This window comes from Roseovarius litoreus, assembly GCF_900142765.1.
GTDB classification, from domain to species: domain Bacteria; phylum Pseudomonadota; class Alphaproteobacteria; order Rhodobacterales; family Rhodobacteraceae; genus Roseovarius; species Roseovarius litoreus.
This window is the reverse complement of sequence record NZ_FRCB01000005.1, coordinates 153,157-171,105: the sequence shown is the minus strand read 5'-3', so window position 1 is coordinate 171,105 and position 17,949 is coordinate 153,157. Positions and strand designations below refer to the sequence as shown.

The following is a 17,949-nucleotide window of genomic DNA, read 5'->3' as shown; positions in this document are numbered from 1 at the left end:
CATGAGTGGCTTCAAGATCCTGACGCTCATCGCGATGGTGGTTCTGATCATCGCCGGCGGCACGGTGTTCTTTCGCCTCGTCGAAGGGTGGAGCTGGCTTGACAGCTATTTCTTTACCGTCGTGACCCTCTCGACCGTGGGTTACGGCGAACTGGTGCCCGCCACCGCAATCGGCAAGATCGGCACCACGGTCTTCATTCTCGTGGGTCTGGGCATCTTTGCCGTGGCGATCCAGCAATTCGGCGCTTTTGCCGTGCGCAAACGCGAAGAACATACTGAATGGCTCATCGCGCGGCTTGGCCACCACCACCGCCCCGAACAGGACCCGCCCGCCGCAAACGAACCCGAAAGCCCCGACAAATGACCGGTCAGCCCCGGCTCAGCCGGCTGGAATTCGTGGCGATGATGGCGATGCTGGTGGCCACCGTCGCCTTTTCGCTCGATTCCATGCTGCCCGCCCTGCCCCGCATCGGCGCCGAGTTGACGCCTGACGCGCTCAACCGCGCGCAGCTTGTCGTCACCTCCTTCATCCTCGGGCTGGGGGTCGGCACGCTGTTCACCGGCCCTCTTTCCGACAGTTTCGGGCGCAAGCGCGTGATCCTCATCGGATCGGGCGTTTATATTCTTGGCGCAGGCCTGGCCTGGATCGCGCCCTCGCTCGAATTGATGATCGCGGCGCGCATCGTTCAGGGTCTTGGCGCGGCGGCCGCGCGGATCGTGGCCCTCGCCATCGTGCGCGATCTCTATTCGGGTCGTGACATGGCCCGGCTCATGAGCTTCGTGATGATGGTGTTCACACTGGTTCCCGCCGTCTCGCCACTGGCGGGCAGCGTGGTGATCGGCCTTTTCGGTTGGCGAGCGATCTTTCTGACCTTCATCCTGTTCGCTCTGGCCTGCTCGCTCTGGCTGGCCCTGCGTCTGGACGAGCCTTTGCCCCCCGAGAAACGCCGCCCCTTCCGGCGTGCCGCCCTTGTCGCCGCCATGCGCGAGGTGCTTGCCAATCCCACCGTCCGGCTGGCCATCGCGGTGCAGATGCTCTGCATGACCACGCTCTTTTGCTCGATCTCGATGATCCAGCAGATTTTCGCGGTGACCTTCGACCGCGCGCCCGAATTTCCCTTCTGGTTTTTCGTCATGGCGGTGATCGCCGGTGCTGTCAGTTTCCTCAACGCCTCCATCGTGGTCCGGCTCGGGATGCAGCGCATGGTATCGGGCGCGCTCGGGCTGCAGATCGTTCTGTCGGGTGCGATGGTGCTGGCCTTTTCCTTTGGCCTGCCCCCGGCGCTGCAATTTCCGGTCTATATCGTCTGGCAGACCACCGTATTCGCCAATGCTGCGCTGACGCTCGGCAATATCAACGCCCTCGGGATGGAGCCTTTGGGCCATATCGCCGGCATGGGGGCCAGCGTGATCGCCTGTTTCGCCACCGTGGGCGCCGTGCTGCTGACCGTGCCGGTGGGGCTGATGTTCAACGGCACACCGATGCCGCTTTTGCTGGCGGTGTTCTGTGTCGTGCTGCTCGCACGGCTGTTGATGCTGCGCCTGTCGCGGATGCAGGATCAGACCGCCTGAAACGCTTTGGGCCAAGACCGGCCCGGCTTCGGAAATTGCACCTGCGGGCCAAACCGCGTAGCACTGGACAAACTCACCTCCCCCGAAAGGCGCGCCCATGCTCAAGGTCTATATCCTGCTGATTTTCGCCATAGCGGCCGAAACCTTGGGCACCAGCGCCCTGCAGGCCAGCCAGCAATTCACCCGGCTGGGGCCGACGCTTCTGGCTATCGTCGCCTATGCCATCGCGCTTTATCTTCTGGGGCTTACGCTCAAATACATCCCCGTCGGCGTCGCCTACGCGATCTGGTCGGGGCTGGGGATCGTGTTCATCGCGATCATCGGTTTCGTGCTGTTCGGCCAGCGCCTCGACCCGCCCGCCATAATCGGTACGTCTATGATCCTCGGCGGTATCGTGGTGATCCAGCTTTTCTCCAAGACCACACCGCATTGACGCAGCCCGTTACACCTGCTCGAACTGCGCCTGCTGCCGCAGGCTCCACCGCACGGTCAGATCGAACCCATCCTCGGTCTGGCGTTCATCCTCGATCAATCCGCGCTCATAGAGCCAGGCGCGCTTGCGCCCTTCATCGAACCTCAGATGCAGATGCGCCTCCTGGGTCGTGTCGGTCATCGCGCTGGTGATGACGCCCACCAGCTCGCTCATGCCCTCGCCCGTGACCGCCGACAACGCCTGCACATGCTCATGCCGCGCCGCCCGGGTCAGGACCGCCTGACGCGTCTCGTCATCCAGCTTGTCGATCTTGTTCCAGACCTCGATCTGCGGGGTGGTGTCGCGCACGCCCAGACTTTCGAGGATAGTGCGCACGTCACGCGCCTGCGCCTCGCTCTCGGGATGCGAGATGTCGCGCACATGCACAATCAGATCGGCGGCCAGCACCTCTTCCAGTGTGGCGCGGAAGGCCGCGACCAACTCGGTCGGCAGATCGCTGATGAACCCCACCGTGTCCGACAGGATCACTTCGGGTCCGCCACCGGGCAATTCGATCCGCCGCATGGTGGGATCCAGCGTCGCAAAGAGCATGTCCTTGGCCATCACATCGGCCCCGGTCATGCGGTTGAACAACGTCGATTTGCCGGCGTTCGTATAGCCCACCAGAGCCACGATCGGAAACGGCACCTTGGCGCGCGCCGCGCGGTGCAATTCGCGGGTGCGCACCACCTTCGACAATTGCCGACGCAGTCGCACCAGCTGCTCGTCGATCGCGCGCCGGTCGGCCTCGATCTGCGTCTCGCCCGGACCGCCCACAAAGCCAAGCCCCCCGCGCTGCCGCTCAAGGTGGGTCCAGGCCCGCACCAGCCGCGTGCGCTGATAGGACAGCGCCGCCATCTCGACCTGCAACACGCCCTCGCGGGTGGCCGCCCTGTCGCTGAAGATCTCCAAAATCAGCCCCGTGCGATCCAGCAGCTTCACGCCCCAGGCCTTTTCCAGATTGCGTTGCTGCACGGGCGTCACAGGCCCGTCGATCAACACAAGCTCGATCTCCTGCGCGTCGATCAACGCGTGCAGCTCTTCAAGCTTGCCCTTGCCGAACAGCGTCCCGGGATGCGGCTGGCGCACACGCACCACCTGCGCGCCGACGACATCCAGCCCCGGCAGCGCATGGCCAAGCGACACGGCCTCTTCAAGCGCCAGCTGCGGATCGCGGCCCGACGCGGCGTTCGGAATGTCTGGATGCAACACCCATGCCCGGGTGTCTGCGCGCTCTGTCAGCGTCAAGTCGCCTCGTCGCCTTCATAAAGGCTGATCGGCTGCGACGGCATGATCGTGGACACCGCGTGCTTGTAGACAAGCTGCGATTGCCCATCTCGCCGCAGCAAGATGCAGAAATTGTCGAACCAGGTGATGACACCCTGAAGCTTTACACCGTTGATGAGAAATATCGTGACTGGAATCTTGGTCTTGCGGACCTGGTTCAGAAATGCGTCCTGCAGATTTTGTCTGTCTGATGCCATTTTGCCTAAAGCCTTTGTTCTTGCCTGCGCCGCGAACCGGCACGTTCACTCCCTCGCAATACAAGTATGGAGTGCGTTGACGTGACTTTCCAGCCCAAAAATCAAATCCTTGCACGTGATCGCTCCGCGCCGTCGCGCGGCCATTCCGTCACCGCCTCCACAGGCTCGGATTGAGCAGCGCAATGATCGCCAGCGTCTCGAGCCGCCCCACGACCATCGCCGCGCAGAGCACCAGCTTGATGGGCTCCGAGAGCACCAGAAGGTTGATCGGCGCCTCGCCGGCCACGCTCACCAGCGGCCCGGTCGTGCTCAGCATGGCGATGCTCAGGATGATCGACTGCTCGAAATCCTGCCCAAGACCCGCCAGCGTCAGGGTGACAAGCGCCAGGGAAAGCGCGAACAGCATGAAGAAGATCCACGCCACGAACGCGCCCCGGCGCCGGATCCTCCGGCTGCCCGCCCCCGCGCGCCCCACCGACGAGGGATGCACCAGCCGCTCCATTTCCCGCTGGCCATTGAGATAAAGCGCATAGACCCGCAAGAGCTTCACGCCCCCGGCGGTCGTGGCGACACCGCCCCCAACCATCGACAGCCCCATCAGGATCAATCCGGGCGTGCCCAGTCCCGACCAGCCCCTTGCCTCGTCCCATGACGCGCTTTCGAACCCGGTGGTGGACAGGAACGACAGCACCGTGAACATCCCCCCCCAAAGCGCCGCGCCGGCCATCGCCAGATTTTCGGTCTCATCGACATCGAACGCTCCGACCCAGTGCCGCGCGAAAATCAAAAGCGGCACCCCCAGCACCAGCGCCGCGCCCAACCGGAATTCCGGGTCATTGTGCAGACCGGGCCGCGCCACGGTCACCGTGTCCGAGGAAAACGTCAGCCGCGACAGCGCAAAGAGCATGAACAGGAACACCACCGCCTCGCCCGCGAATCCCGATTGCGCGTTCTGCACGCCACCGATCGGGGAAATGCCGCTTGTCGCCATGGTCGACATGGCATGCATGATCGCCACGAGCGGCCGGTCGCCCCCGATCATCAGCATCAGCCAAAGCGCCGCCGTCAGCCCGGCATAAAGCGGCGCCAGCCGGAGCGTCACCTGTGCCAGCCGCTTGGCCGAACTGGCTCTCTCGAAGCGCTCCATCTGCCCGCCGCCCTGCCCCGGCTCGGCGCTTGCCGTCACCTCGAACCCGCCAAGGTTCAACGGCGCCAGCACCGCCGCGGCCGCAATCCACATCAGCAGCCCCCCGAACCAGCCGACGATCCCGCGCCACAGATGCAGGCTGTCGGTCAGCCGTCCCGGCTCGGTGAAGATCGGCGCGCCGGTGGTGGTCAACGACGACACCATCTCGAAATAGGCGTTGAGATAACTGGTCGTCTCCAGCCCCTCATAGAAGGGCAGCGCCAGAAAAAGCGGCAACCCCGTCAAGGCCAGCATGAGCGAGCCCAGATTTTCCAGATCGCTGTTGTCGCTGCGCGGGCGCCCGGACAGTGCCAGACCCACAAGGAAAACCACCGTCATCCCCAGCACGCTGGAATAGGCAAAGGCCTGCGCCACGCTGTGATCGCGCTGCACCAGCGCATGGGTCGCCGGAATCAGCATGGCCCCAGCCGCAATCCCGGCCAGGATCAGGATCAGCGGGAATGTCAGAAGGCGCGCGATCATCAGATCAGAAGAAGTCGATGGAAACCTGAAGCAGCTGCTCCACCCGGGCCACATCGTCGGCCATGGCGAACAGGACAATCACGTCCCCTGCCTCGATCCTCAACCCGCCCGTGGGCTTGCGAATCTCGTCGCCCTTCTTCACCGCGCCCACCAGCACGCCTTCCGGGAAATCGATGTCGCGCACCGCCGATCCGGCGATCGACGAGGTCGACATGACCTCCGCCTCGATCACCTCGGCCTCCGCATCGCCAATGGAATAGACCGAGCGCACCTTGCCGTGCCGGATATGGCGCAAGATGGAACTCACAGTGGTGGCGCGCGGGTTGATGAAGGCGTCGATCCCCAGTGGCTCCATCAGCGGCAACAGCGTCGGGTCATTGACCAGCGTGATCGCAAAGGGGCACCCGGCGGCCTTGGCGCGCACGGCGGCCAGCATGTTGGTCTTGTCGTCATCCGTGACCGCCAGCACCGCATCCGCGCGCGATATGCCCGCCTCGTTGAGCAAGGAGGCATCCAGACCGTCCCCGTAAAGGACGATCGTGCGCTCCAGCGCATCCGCCGCGCGCTCGGCACGGCCCCGGTCCCGCTCGATCACCTTGGTTCGGGTCCGCGTGCCGCGTTTCTCCATCGCCTGCGCCACCGCAAGCCCGATATTGCCGCCGCCCACGATCACCAGACGTTCCTGTTTCTTCTGCGACTTGCCGAACACCTCCAGCGACCGGGGAATGTCCTCGATTGGCGCAAAGATATAGGCCTCGTCCCCCTCGAAAAGCTGGTCGCCCGCCTCGGGCGCAAACAGCCGTCCCTCACGCCGGATCGCCAGCACCACGACCCGCAAGGTCGAGAACAGATCGCTCAATTGCCGCAGCGGCGTGTTCAGAACCGGGCAATCCTCTTCAAGCCGCAACCCCATGAGCTGCGCCTTGCCGTCAAAGAACAGCTCCGTATCGAAGGCCGCAGGCGAAAACAGCCGCCGCATCGCCGCCTCGGCCACTTCGCGCTCGGGGCTGATGACCACGTCGATCGGCATGTGATCCCGGCGGTACAGATCGGAATAGATCGCGTTGAGATAGGACTGACTGCGCAGCCGCGCGATCTTGCGACGAATGGAAAAGACCGAATGCGCCACCTGACAGGTCACCATGTTGACCTCGTCCGAATAGGTGGCGGCGATGATCATGTCGGCGTCCCGCGCGCCCGCGCGCTCCAGAACATCGGGATAGCTGGCAAAGCCCGCAATCCCCTGCACATCAAGCGTATCCGTGGCCCGGCGCACCAGATCGGGATTGTTGTCCACGACTGTGACTTCGTTCTTTTCGCCCGAAAGATGACGGGCGATCTGCCAGCCGACCTGACCTGCCCCGCAGATGATGACCTTCATGCCTCACGCCTCATCCTGTCTGGACACGCTGAATGACAGATGCCCCCCGCAGGGTCAATTCCTTTGTCCCGCCGCTGCGGCTGATGTATCCTCGCTTCATGCAGATCGCGTCCCGCCTTTTTCCGCTGTGTCTTGTCGTTCTGGCAGGCTGCGCCACGCCCGAGCTTTTCTATCGCGAGGGCGTGACCATCGACCGGCTGGACCGCGATCTGACCGCCTGCCGCGTCTCGGCCCTGCGCGATGTGCCGCCCGCCATCGAAACCCGATACACCCCGCCCGACACGATCCTGCAGCCGGTCTGCCATCCCGGCGGCGCCTGTGTCTGGACGCGGATCGTGCTGCGCCCCTCTAATTATGAGCGCGTCGACACGAACGCGGCGCTGCGCGAGGATGTGACCCGCCTGTGCATGGCCGACAAGGGCTACGCCCGGATCTCGCTGCCCTCCTGCCCGTCCGATGTCGCGGGCAGGATCACGCTGCGCTCCGACACCCCTCAGCCGCCGCTCGGACCCGGCTCCTGTGCCTTGCGCACCGATGGCGGCAACTGGCGCATGGTCACACCTGCGCCCTGACCTGACACGTTCTAACCCACTTCCTGATGCTCTTCCTCGTCGCTCGTGCCGCGCGTGCCCTTGGTGCCTGTCACCACGCCAAGCGACTTGAGCTTGCGGTGCAGCGCGCTGCGCTCCATGCCCACGAATTCCGCCGTCCGGCTGATATTGCCGCCGAAACGGTTGATCTGGGTCAGCAGGTATTCGCGCTCGAACGCCTCGCGGGCCTCGCGTAGTGGCATCGTGGCCACCGATCCCGCCAGCACCACGCGCCCCTCCTCGGCGGGCGCCTCGGTCTCGCTCGGCAATTCCCCGGCCTTGATCTCGCCACCGGCATCGCCAAGGATCAGCACGCGCTCGATCATGTTGCGCAGCTGGCGCACATTGCCCGGCCAGTTCATCGTCTGCAAAAGCGCCGCCGCCTCGGTGCTCATGCGCCGCAGCGGCAAGCCCTGCGTGCGGTTGAGCATCTCGATGAAATGCGCGGCCAGCCCCGGAATATCCTCGCGCCGCTCTTCCAGACTGGGCACCTCGATCGGCACCACGTTCAGCCGGTGATACAGCTCGCGCCGGAACTTGTCGGCGGCGATCTCGGCCTCCAGATCGCGGCTGGTCGAGGAAATCACCCTCAGATCCACCTCGACCTTCTCGCTGCCGCCGACCCGCAGGAATGTCTGATCCACCAGAACCCTCAGGATCTTCGATTGCGTGCCCGGCGGCATGTCGGCCACCTCGTCGAAATAGATCACCCCGCCATTGGCCTCTTCCAACAGGCCCGGCTCCACGCCGCGCTCGTCGGTTTCGCGCCCGAACAGCACCTCCTCCATGCGGTCCGGCTCGATCGACGCGCAGCTCACACTGACAAAAGGCGCCTCCGCGCGCTGCGAATTGGCGTGGATATAGCGGGCCGCCAGCTCCTTGCCCGATCCCGCAGGCCCGCTCAGCATGACGCGCCCGTTGGATTTGGTCACCTTGTCCAGCTGCGACACCAGCGCCCGGAACGCCGCACTGTCGCCCAGCATCTGCGCAGGCTCCGTCTCGCGGCGCTTCAATTGCTGGTTCTCGCGGCGCAGACGGCTGGTCTCCATGCCGCGCCGGATCACCACCAAAAGCTGATCTATGTTGAACGGCTTTTCGATGAAGTCATACGCGCCCTGCTTGATTGCTGCGACCGCGATCTCGATATTGCCGTGACCCGATATGATGACCACCGGAATTTCCGGGTGATCGCGCTTCACCGCCTTGAGAATGTCGATCCCGTCCATCTGGCTGTCTTTCAGCCAGATATCGAGGATCAACAGCGCCGGCGCCGAGGCGGCAATCGCGGACATGCACTCGTCCGAACTGCCCGCAAGCCGCGTGCCATAGCCTTCATCCTCAAGGATATCCCCGATCAACTCGCGGATATCTCGTTCGTCGTCCACAATCAGAATGTCACTCATATTGTTTTCACACCGCTTCTCGTTCAATGCCCTGGTCCTCCCGGGCGTTCAGCAGCGGCAGGTGAACCACCGCCATCGCCCCTTTATGCGCGCCGTTTGCAAAGGCCGGCGCATCCTCCAGCACAAGGGTGCCCCCGTGCTCCTCGATGATCTTCTTGACGATCGGCAATCCAAGCCCGGTGCCCTTTTCGCGTGTCGTCACATAAGGCTCGAACAGCCTTGCGCGATCTTCCGGCAGCCCGATTCCGTTGTCGGCGATGCGCAGCACCGCCTGCCCGTTCTCGATCGTGGTCGATACCCGGATCTCCGGGCGATGCCCTTCGGGCGCCCCCGCCTCCTGCAGGCTTTCGATCGCCTCGCCCGCGTTTTTCATCAGGTTGATGAGCGCCTGACTGATCATCGTGGCATCCACGCTCGACCACAGCGCATCCTCGTCCAGATCGGTGACGAAGATCACATCGGGCTGTCCCGCCTCCTGCAAGAGCGCCGCTTTCCTCACCAACTCGGTCAGGCTCTCGGGCTTGGCCTGTGGCTCGGGCATCCGCGCGAATTTCGAGAATTCGTCCACGATCCGCCGCAGATCGTCGGTCTGCCGGATGACCACATCGGTCAATTGTTCAAGATCGGCGGCTTGCTGTTCATCAAGAATACGGCCGAACTTGCGCTTGATGCGCTCCGCCGACAGCTTGATCGGGGTCAGCGGGTTCTTGATCTCATGGGCGATGCGCCGCGCGACATCGCCCCAGGCCGCCATGCGCTGTGCGGCCACCAGATCGGTCACATCGTCGAACGCCACCACATAGCCTTCGCGCTTACCGGATTCGCTGCGCCTTGTGGACATGCGCACCAGCAGGTTTTCCAATCGTCCGCCCCGGCTCACCTTGACCTCTTCCTGCACGAAGCCACCCTGCACCTGCTTGAGCTTTTCGAACAATGGCCCGAATTCCGGCACCGCCACGCTCAGCGCCGTCGAGGCCTGATCCTCCTGCCAATCCAGCAGCCTTTCCGCCGCCCGGTTCACAAAGGCGACCCGGCCATTGGGATCCAGCCCCACAACCCCCGACGACACCGATCCAAGCACCGAATCGAACAGCCTGCGGCGGCGTTCGATCTGCTGGGTGTTGGCCAGAAGCGTTTCGCGCTGCCGCTTGAGCTGCCGGGTCATCTGGTTGAAATAGGTGCCAAGCTGGGCGATCTCGTCATCGCCTTCCTCTTCGCGCACCGTCACGTCCAGATCGCCATCCCCCACGCGCTGCGCCGCACTGGTCAGGCGCCCCACAGGGCGCGACAGCCGCTCGGCGAACCACATGCCAAGCCAGACCGCCGCCAGAATGAGGATCACCGCAAAGCCCAGATACACCAGCCCGAATTCGAACAGGACCCGGCCCCGTTCACTTTCGCGCTGCTCATAAAAGCGTGCGGTCTCCTGCGTCTCGTCAAGCAGGTTCAGGATCGCGCCATCGACATTGCGGCTGACATAGAGATATCGGTCCGGGATCGTCTCGAGCGGCAAGAGCGCGCGAAACTCGTTATTGTCCCAGTCGCGGATCACCACGACCCCCTCGGCAAGGGATTGCTGGATCTGCGCCTGCGTCGGCTGTTCATAATCGAACAAATACGATCTCTCGCCGCGCGCCCTGATATCGCCCGTGCCGTCGATCACGAAGGCCTCGCGCAGACCGCGCTGGATCTCGCGCTGGCCACGTGACAGGACCTGCCGGATATCGCCATCATCCATGAACATCGTGGCGCGCTTGGTGGCGTCGATCACCGAGGCCAGAACCTGCGCATCCGCCACCAGATCGCGGCGGTGCTCTTCCTCATAGGCTTGCGCTGCCGCCACCGAGCTGTCCACAACCCGGCCCACCCGATCCGAAAACCACGCCTCCAGACCCATATTGACCGACAATGTCGCAAAGACCGCCACCGCGATGGTCGGCAACAGCGCCATCAGCGCGAACACACCCGTCAGCCGCAGATGCAGCCGCGATCCCGCCGAGCGTTTGCGCCGTGCCGCGATCATCCGCGCCACGCGCTGCATCACCAGCGCCGCCACCATGATCACATAGACCAGATCCGACAGCAGAACGATCCGCAGCACGTTCGACGACGCGCCCTGATCCAGCGGCCCCATCACCAGATAGGTGAGCACCGCCAGAACCGGCCCCAGCACCACCAGCCCGAAGGTCGCAAGCGTCTGCAGACGCTTCATGCGCCTCAGCCGATTGACCCGGTCCCATGTCCATCTGCGTGTAGTGACCGCCACGCACCGCCCCTGTCAAATTGGGTCGCCTCTGCGGGCAAACCACAACATTTTGTGTCCTGCGGCCTGTTCTCAAAAGCCACAGCATGTTGCAGTTTTACATCAATTTGCGGCGGCGTGTCACGTGAATATCGAGATCCTTGATCTTCTTGCGCAAGGTATTGCGGTTGATCCCGAGCAGATCGGCACATTTTGCCTGATTTCCGCCCGTCGCATCCAGCGCGATCTCGATCAGCGGCGTCTCCACCTCGCGCAGGATTCGCCCGTGAAGACCCGGCGGCGGCAACATATTGCCATGCAGGTCGAAGTACCGCTTCAGGTGCCGCTGCACCGACGCTGCCAGCTTCTCGCCATTGCCCTGCCCCAGCACCGGCTGCGCCTCGGGCTGGTTGCCAAGGATCGCCTCCACCTCCGAGCGGCTGATCTCCTCGGCGCGCGCGGTCAGGCCGATCCGACGCACCGCATTCTCCAGCTGCCGCACATTGCCCGGCCAGCTATAGGCGCGCATCAGCTCCTCGGCGCCCGCCGACAATTGCCTCGCCGGATTGCCCTCTCGCTCGGACCGCGCCAGGAAATGCTCCGCCAGAAGCGGAATATCCTCGACCCTCTCGCGCAGCGACGGCACCTCGATCACCGCCCCCGACAGCCTGTAATACAGATCCTCCCGCAACAGCCCGCTTTCCATCCTCTCGGACAGCCGCGCCTGGCTGGTGGCCATGAAGCGCGGTACGTGATCGCCCGGCGCATCCATCATCCGCACCACGCGCCCCTGCGCCGCCGCATCCAGATCGGCCACCTCGTCCAGAATGATCGTGCCGCCCTTGGCGCGCGCCATGATCCGCGCCGGCCCCTCCAGATCCGTGAGATCTCCCGGTGACACCGTCACGAAAGGCAGCGTGCGCCGATCCGAGAAATCATGGATCGCCCGCGCGATCAGCGATTTTCCGGTCCCCGACTCGCCCGTCACCAGCACCGGCAGATCGGTGTTCATGATCCGCGCCACCACCCGGTAAAGCGCCTGCATCGCCGCGGTGCGTCCGATCAACGGCAAGTCGTCCGGCCGGTCATCCTCGACCTTTCGCGCCGAGGCCGGCATCCTTGCCCGCGATTCCAGCGCGCGCGCCGTGCGCTTCATCAGATCCGGAAGGTCGAACGGCTTGGGCAGGTAATCATAGGCCTCCGCCTCTTCCGCCTGGATCGCCGTCATGATCGTGTTCTGCGCCGAAATCACGATCACCGGCAGGCCGGGCCGGTCCTGCGCGATCTTTGGCAGCATCTCGAGCCCGTTGCCATCCGGCATCATCACATCCGAGATCACCACATCGCCCTTGCCCTCGCCGACCCACCGCATCAGCGTGGTCAACGACGAGGTCGCGTGCACCTTGCAGCCCGCGCGCGTCAGCGCCTGGGTCAGAACGGTTCGGATCGTGCGGTCGTCATCCGCAACCAGTACAGTGCCATCCATCAGACTTGCTCCTCAATAGTCTCTGGCAGGGTGTCCGGGGCGCGTTGCAAGGAAATGCGAAACACCGTGCGTCCGGGTGCCGAGTTCACGGAAATCCATCCGTCGTGGTCGGAAATAATCTTCGCGGCCAGCGCAAGGCCAAGCCCGGTGCCGTTCTCGCGGCCCGATACGAAGGGGTCGAAAATATCACCGGCGATATCGGGCGGCAGGCCGGGACCGTCATCGATCACCTCGATCTGCAACGGCAGGGATTTGCCGCCGCCGCCGCGCCGCACCCGCAGCGACTGTTCGTAATAGGTATGCAGCCGGATCACGCCGCCGCCCGCGCCCGCCGCCTCCGAGGCGTTCTTCAGCAGGTTCTGAATGACCTGCAGCAACTGATCCGGGTCCGCCATCGCCAGCGGCAACGAGGGGTCGTAATCCTCGACGACCGTCATATCGGCGGCAAACCCAAGTATCGCCGAGCGCCGCGCCCGGTCCAGCACGTCATGCACATTGACAGCCCGCATCTTGGGCGCCGTGACATTGCCGAACTGCTCGACCTGCTCCAGAAGGCCCACGATCCTGCGGCTTTCGCTCACGATGAGATCCGTCAGCTCCAGATCGTCCTTGCTCAGGCTCATCGACAAAAGCTGCGCCGCCCCGGTGATGCCCGCCAGCGGGTTCTTGATTTCATGGGCCAGCATTTCCGCCATGCCGATCGCCGACTTGGCCGCCGACTTCACCGATTGCCCCTGTGTCACCCGCCCGGCCAATTCACGCGGCGAGATCATCAGCAGCATGAAGCCGTCCTCGCCGCTCAGCGGCGCGAATTGCAGGTTGCACTGAAGCGGCGCACGGTCGCCCGTGCCCACATCCACGTCATTCACGAAAAGCGGCGCGGCATTCTCTCTTGCGCGCTTAAACGCTTCTTCCAGCGGCGCATCCACCATCAGCTTGTCCCAGACCGGCACGCCGTTGATCGCCTTGGTCGAGGTCATCAGGAACCCCTCTGCCGCAGGGTTGATCTGCGTGATCCGGTTCTCGGCATCCAGCAGCAAGGCAGGCACCGGCAGCGAAATCCAAAGCGGGTCGTTCTGGCCGATCATGCCGCCGCCCTCTCGCCATCACGAAGCGCCTCGGGCAGCAGTCGCAACACCTCGCCCGGATCGCGGCTGGTCAGAACCCGCTTGCGCAACGCGGGGCCTGTTCCCGCATCGTCCAGGTACCAGCCCATATGCTTGCGGGCGACGCGATTGCCCAATTCCTCGCCGTAAAATCTCAACATCTCGTCGTAATGACCCGTCACGATATCCACCAAATCTCCGGCCTCCGGCGCCTTCGGCACAGGCTGGCCTGCCAACTCCGCCGCCACCTGCGACAAAAGCCACGGACGCCCCTGCGCGCCGCGCCCGATCATCACCCCATCGCCCCCCGACAGGCGCAGCGCGTCGCGCGCGCTGCCCGCATCGACGATATCGCCATTCGCGATCACCGGGATCTCCACCGCGTCCTTGACGGCCCGGATCGCCGCCCAATCGGCCCGGCCCTTGTAGAACTGGCACCTCGTGCGGCCATGAATCGTGATCATCGCGATTCCTGCGCCCTCGGCCCGCCGCGCAAGCTCAGGCGCGTTCATCAGCCGGTCATCCCAACCCAGCCGGGTCTTGAGCGTGACCGGAATATCCACCGCACCCACCACCGCCTCGATCAGGCTCAGCGCATGGTCGAGGTCTTTCATCAACGCCGATCCGCTCGCCCCGGTGCCGCTGGCGCTTGTCACCTTCTTGGCAGGGCATCCCATGTTGATGTCGATGATCCGCGCACCATTCGCCGCGACCTTGCGCGCAGCCTCGGCCATCCAATGCGCTTCGCGTCCGGCAAGCTGCACGGCGGTGTTCTCGATGCCGAACCCCAGCTCGGCGCGTTCGCGCACCCCCGGCTTGGCCTGCACCATTTCCTGACTGGCGACCATTTCGCTCACCACAAGTCCCGCCCCGAAGCGCGACACCAGATTGCGGAACGGCAAATCGGTGATTCCCGCCAGAGGCGCGAGGAAAACAGGCTTTGAAAGCAATGTCCGACAGGGTGACGGTGTCACGTGATTAATCCTTGAGCACTTCGACCTATCTAGCCTCTCACCGCGCATTGAACAATAATTGCACGGCCTGAAACGCATCCCTCAGGGCGCAATGATTAAAAATTAGGCACTTGAGCACAGCATTGCGCTTGTGCATCCCTGCGCGTAATCAATTCCCCATGACAATCGCCGCCATCATCGTCGCCGCGGGTCGCGGCACCCGTGCGGGGGGGGACATGCCCAAACAGTGGCGCGCCCTCGCCGGACGCCGTGTAATCGACTGGACCGTGGCCGCGTTCGAGGCCACGCCCGAGATCAGCCGTATCGTCGTCGTGCTGCATCCCGAGGATGTCGATCTCTTCGTGCCGCGCGACCGCGTCGAGGTGACGACCGGTGCTGCATCCCGCGCCGGATCGGTCCGCAACGGTCTCGAATATCTGGACGCCACTCCCGACAAAGGAGAGGTTGTGTACACAATGATCCATGATGTGGCCCGTTGTTGTACCAAACCCGCGTATGTTTCGTACGTCTCGTACGAACTCCAAACCCCCGGCACCCGCGCCGTGGCCCCGGCCCTGCCGGTCACCGACGCGCTCTGGGAGGGCACCGACGGCCATGTCACCGGCACCCGCGACCGGACCGGGCTTTACCGTGCGCAGACCCCGCAAGCCTTTGTCTTCAAAGACATTCTTGCCGCGCACCGCGCCTTTTCTGGCGATGCCGCCGACGATGTCGAGGTCGCCCGCGCCCATGGCATCCCCGTCAGGATCATCGACGGGGACGAGTCCAACCTCAAGATCACCCATGCCCCGGATTTCATCCGTGCGGAAAAAATACTGCGAGATCAAATGGATATACGTATCGGTCAAGGTTATGACGTGCATCGTTTCGGCCCCGGTGACCATGTCATGCTCTGTGGCGTCGCCATTCCCCACACAAAAACCCTGCAAGGTCATTCCGACGCCGATGTCGGCATGCACGCGCTGACCGACGCCATCTACGGCGCCTTGGCCCAAGGCGACATAGGCCGCCACTTCCCCCCGTCGGACCCCCAATGGAAGGGGGCGGAAAGCCACATCTTCCTGCGGCACGCAGTCGATCTGGCCCGTGAAAAAGGGTTCAAGATCAATAACATGGATGTCACTTTGATTTGCGAACATCCCAAGATCACGCCCCATGCCGAGGCGATGATCGCGTGCCTGTCGTCCATCACGGGCGTCGCGCAGGATCGCATTTCGGTCAAGGCCACCACCTCCGAACGGCTGGGATTCACCGGCCGCGAGGAAGGCATCGCCGCGCAAGCCGCCGTCACATTGGTGCCCGCATGACCCTGTCCCACCTCATCGCCACCTTCTTCGGCACCGGCCACCTCCGCCCCGCCCCCGGCACCTGGGGATCACTCGCCGCCATCCCGGCGGCTTGGGCGATCCACAGCCTTGCTGGGCCTTGGGTTTTGATGCTGTCCACAGTCGTGGTTTTCGCATTAGGGTGGTGGGCTACACATCTGGAAACAAAAGGAAAAGATGATCACGATCCATCAGAGATCGTGGTCGATGAAGTGGCGGGACAGTGGCTTGCCTTCTGGCCCGTGTCGATCGGGGCGGCCCATGTCGGGGCGGAGCTGACCGCGCTCTGGCCGGGCTGGATCGCCGCTTTTGTGCTGTTTCGTCTGTTCGATATCTGGAAGCCCGGCCCTGTCGGATGGGCCGATCGACGCGGCGATGCGCTTGGGGTCATGCTGGACGACATCATTGCCGGGGTCCTTGCCGCCGTGGGTGTCGTGGCCTTGGCAGCACTTTCACATGGGGTGCTAATGCGTTGATTGCAAAAACAGTTCTTGATCTCGCCAAGGCTCGGAACCTGAAGGTTGCAACCGCCGAATCCTGCACCGGCGGGATGGTTGCGGCGGCTTTGACCGATATTCCCGGCTCCTCTGCCGTGGTGGATCGCGGCTTTGTCACCTATTCGAACGAGGCCAAGATCGACATGCTCGGCGTGCGCCCCGACACGCTTGCCACCTTTGGCGCCGTATCCGAAGAGGTGGCGCGCGAAATGGCCGAAGGCGCCATCGCACAGTCCCTTGCCGATATCGCCGTGGCCATCACCGGGATCGCCGGCCCGGGCGGATCCGAGCACAAGCCCGAAGGCCGGGTTTGTTTCGGATTATGCCTCAAGGGATTGAAAACACAGACGGAAACGGTTGAGTTCGGCGCCGTCGGCCGCGATCGGGTGCGCCTTCTGTCTCGCGATCACGCGCTGGAGATGCTGGCCCACGCCTTGGCGTGAACCGCCTTAGTCCGCCAATTCACGCGCAAGGCTCGATGGCGCGTCCCGCCCCTCCACAAGCCGCGCGACACGTTCGGCGCGCGCAGACCCCATCAAGGCAGTGCCCTTCGCCATGATCTTCGCGCGGCGCGTCTCGACGGTCATCGGCGCCAGAAGATCATGCGCGACCCGTTTCTCCGAACCGTCATTCATTCGTAAAACAAGGTGCGTTCCGGTCTCCGACACGCTTTCGTCGCCCACCACCTTAACCCTGTCACGCAGCGCGACAAGCTCGGGTGCCTGGGCGAACCCGTCCGAGAAAGTCTCCAGCCGTGACGTGTCATGACCGGCCATCGCCATGGCCAGCACCGCCCGAAAGCTGAATTTGCAGCCCAGTCCGGTTTGCGGGTCAGGCTGGTTGCACACGCTCAACCAGCGGGGATGGGTATGCACCGTGATCGCCGCAATGTCCTGGCGCTCCGGGGCCACTTCTGCAAAGGCCTCAAGGGCGGCGTGCAGCCCGTGACAGCAGGCATGGAACTTGTGGCTGACATCTTCGAAAGTCCATTTATTACCAATGTCTTCCAATGCGTCGCTCATGTTGGAGCCGGCATGTGACGCGCCGAAATCCTTGAGCGCAGCGGGATTGGGCACCAGCCCGTTGGCAACCAGCAAGGCTGCCTCGACCCCGTTGCTGGCGGCGATCCCGGCATTGAAGGGCTTGCCCATCGTGCCGAACTGCGCCTTGAGCCCCGATGCCCGCGTCGCCACAAGCCCCAAGGTAGCAGCCATCTGGTCAGCATCGAACCCCAGCAATCTCCCCGCCGCCGCCGCCGCGCCAAAGGCGCCCGCCGTTGCGGTCTGATGAAACCCGGTCTCGTAATGGCCGCGCCCGAGCCAAAGTCCGACACGCACCGACAGCTCGGCCCCGATCAATGCAGCGTCCTGCAAGGCCGCGCCATCGGCATCGCAGCGTTCGGCAATCGCCAGGGCACTCGGCACGACCGCAACCGAAGGATGCCCGATATGCGCGAAATGCGTGTCGTCATAATCCAGCGCGTGGCTGATTGTCCCGTTGACCAGCGCCGCCATGCGCGCCGGTGCCTGCCCGCCGCCTACCAGATGCGCTTGCGGCGTACCGCCCTCGTCCTGAGCAAGACGTCGGACCACATGGGACACCGCTTCATCGCGCCCGGCAATGGCGCATCCCATCCAGTCGATCAGCGACAAGGCCATGATCCTTTTCGCACTTTCCGGCAAATGCCGGGGATCGGTCAGAGCGAACTGGGCCAGGCGATCGGTCAGTGACATGGAGTTCCCTTCCAG

At 63.9% G+C, this 17,949-nt stretch carries 17 protein-coding genes; 7 read left to right on the top strand and 10 right to left on the bottom strand.

Features of this window, described 5'->3' with window-relative positions; all coding sequences use genetic code 11:
• Nucleotide 1: 1 nt before the first annotated feature.
• From F3H35_RS11535 to F3H35_RS11525, 3 genes are all read left to right on the top strand, one after another.
• Complete coding sequence (locus tag F3H35_RS11535; RefSeq protein ID WP_149779732.1) at nucleotides 2-364, top strand: potassium channel family protein; 363 nt, start codon at nucleotides 2-4, stop codon at nucleotides 362-364.
• Nucleotides 361-1,572, top strand: a complete 1,212-nt coding sequence (locus tag F3H35_RS11530; RefSeq protein WP_149779731.1) for an MFS transporter — start codon at nucleotides 361-363, stop codon at nucleotides 1,570-1,572. The genes F3H35_RS11535 and F3H35_RS11530 overlap by 4 nt, the downstream gene beginning before the upstream one ends.
• 97 nt (nucleotides 1,573-1,669) lie before the next feature.
• Nucleotides 1,670-2,005 carry a DMT family transporter gene (locus tag F3H35_RS11525; protein ID WP_149779730.1) on the top strand — a complete coding sequence of 112 codons (336 nt, stop codon included), beginning with the start codon at nucleotides 1,670-1,672 and terminating at the stop codon, nucleotides 2,003-2,005.
• Between the two features lie 9 nt (nucleotides 2,006-2,014).
• Here F3H35_RS11525 and hflX read toward each other — a convergent pair whose 3' ends face one another.
• The 4 genes from hflX to trkA form a co-directional block, all read right to left on the bottom strand.
• Nucleotides 2,015-3,292 (bottom strand): GTPase HflX, encoded by a 1,278-nt coding sequence (hflX, locus tag F3H35_RS11520; protein ID WP_149779729.1) that lies wholly within the window; start codon nucleotides 3,290-3,292, stop codon nucleotides 2,015-2,017.
• Nucleotides 3,289-3,528, bottom strand: a complete 240-nt coding sequence (gene hfq, locus F3H35_RS11515; protein WP_007815402.1) for an RNA chaperone Hfq — start codon at nucleotides 3,526-3,528, stop codon at nucleotides 3,289-3,291. Before hfq ends, hflX begins: the two co-directional genes overlap by 4 nt.
• Before the next feature lie 148 nt (nucleotides 3,529-3,676).
• Nucleotides 3,677-5,197 carry a TrkH family potassium uptake protein gene (locus F3H35_RS11510; RefSeq protein WP_149779728.1) on the bottom strand — a complete coding sequence of 507 codons (1,521 nt, stop codon included), beginning with the start codon at nucleotides 5,195-5,197 and terminating at the stop codon, nucleotides 3,677-3,679.
• Between the two features lie 4 nt (nucleotides 5,198-5,201).
• The gene (gene trkA, locus F3H35_RS11505) at nucleotides 5,202-6,578 is read right to left on the bottom strand and encodes a Trk system potassium transporter TrkA (protein ID WP_149779727.1); all 1,377 of its coding nucleotides are present in this window, start codon (nucleotides 6,576-6,578) and stop codon (nucleotides 5,202-5,204) included.
• Between the two features lie 32 nt (nucleotides 6,579-6,610).
• Here trkA and F3H35_RS11500 point away from each other — a divergent pair, with 32 nt between their 5' ends.
• Nucleotides 6,611-7,150 (top strand): hypothetical protein, encoded by a 540-nt coding sequence (locus tag F3H35_RS11500; protein ID WP_149779726.1) that lies wholly within the window; start codon nucleotides 6,611-6,613, stop codon nucleotides 7,148-7,150.
• Nucleotides 7,151-7,161: 11 nt separating this feature from the next.
• On the opposite strand, the gene ntrX is transcribed toward F3H35_RS11500, so the two are convergent.
• The 5 genes from ntrX to dusB all read right to left on the bottom strand — a co-directional run bounded on the left by ntrX (nucleotide 7,162) and on the right by dusB (nucleotide 14,379).
• The gene (ntrX, locus tag F3H35_RS11495) at nucleotides 7,162-8,571 is read right to left on the bottom strand and encodes a nitrogen assimilation response regulator NtrX (RefSeq protein ID WP_149779725.1); all 1,410 of its coding nucleotides are present in this window, start codon (nucleotides 8,569-8,571) and stop codon (nucleotides 7,162-7,164) included.
• A gap of 7 nt (nucleotides 8,572-8,578) precedes the next feature.
• Nucleotides 8,579-10,783: a sensor histidine kinase NtrY-like gene (locus F3H35_RS11490; protein WP_149779724.1), complete on the bottom strand. Its 2,205-nt coding sequence runs from the start codon at nucleotides 10,781-10,783 to the stop codon at nucleotides 8,579-8,581.
• A 148-nt stretch (nucleotides 10,784-10,931) separates the two neighbouring features.
• Complete coding sequence (locus F3H35_RS11485; RefSeq protein ID WP_149779723.1) at nucleotides 10,932-12,299, bottom strand: response regulator; 1,368 nt, start codon at nucleotides 12,297-12,299, stop codon at nucleotides 10,932-10,934.
• Entirely contained in the window at nucleotides 12,299-13,387 is a 1,089-nt protein-coding gene (locus F3H35_RS11480) for a two-component system sensor histidine kinase NtrB (RefSeq protein ID WP_149779722.1), read from the bottom strand. Before F3H35_RS11480 ends, F3H35_RS11485 begins: the two co-directional genes overlap by 1 nt.
• The gene (dusB, locus tag F3H35_RS11475; RefSeq protein WP_223228390.1) at nucleotides 13,384-14,379 is read right to left on the bottom strand and encodes a tRNA dihydrouridine synthase DusB; all 996 of its coding nucleotides are present in this window, start codon (nucleotides 14,377-14,379) and stop codon (nucleotides 13,384-13,386) included. The genes F3H35_RS11480 and dusB overlap by 4 nt, the downstream gene beginning before the upstream one ends.
• Before the next feature lie 158 nt (nucleotides 14,380-14,537).
• Between dusB and F3H35_RS11470 the strand changes: the two genes are divergently transcribed.
• The 3 genes from F3H35_RS11470 to F3H35_RS11460 are packed head-to-tail and all read left to right on the top strand — an operon-like array spanning nucleotide 14,538 to nucleotide 16,644.
• On the top strand, nucleotides 14,538-15,686 hold the full coding sequence (locus tag F3H35_RS11470; RefSeq protein ID WP_149779721.1) for a bifunctional 2-C-methyl-D-erythritol 4-phosphate cytidylyltransferase/2-C-methyl-D-erythritol 2,4-cyclodiphosphate synthase: 1,149 nt from the start codon (nucleotides 14,538-14,540) through the stop codon (nucleotides 15,684-15,686).
• Nucleotides 15,683-16,180: a phosphatidylglycerophosphatase A family protein gene (locus F3H35_RS11465; protein WP_149779720.1), complete on the top strand. Its 498-nt coding sequence runs from the start codon at nucleotides 15,683-15,685 to the stop codon at nucleotides 16,178-16,180. Before F3H35_RS11470 ends, F3H35_RS11465 begins: the two co-directional genes overlap by 4 nt.
• Nucleotides 16,177-16,644 carry a CinA family protein gene (locus F3H35_RS11460; protein ID WP_149779719.1) on the top strand — a complete coding sequence of 156 codons (468 nt, stop codon included), beginning with the start codon at nucleotides 16,177-16,179 and terminating at the stop codon, nucleotides 16,642-16,644. Before F3H35_RS11465 ends, F3H35_RS11460 begins: the two co-directional genes overlap by 4 nt.
• A 6-nt stretch (nucleotides 16,645-16,650) precedes the next feature.
• Here the strand turns inward: F3H35_RS11460 and F3H35_RS11455 are convergent, their stop codons facing one another.
• Nucleotides 16,651-17,934 (bottom strand): MmgE/PrpD family protein, encoded by a 1,284-nt coding sequence (locus F3H35_RS11455; RefSeq protein WP_149779718.1) that lies wholly within the window; start codon nucleotides 17,932-17,934, stop codon nucleotides 16,651-16,653.
• Nucleotides 17,935-17,949 lie beyond the last annotated feature (15 nt).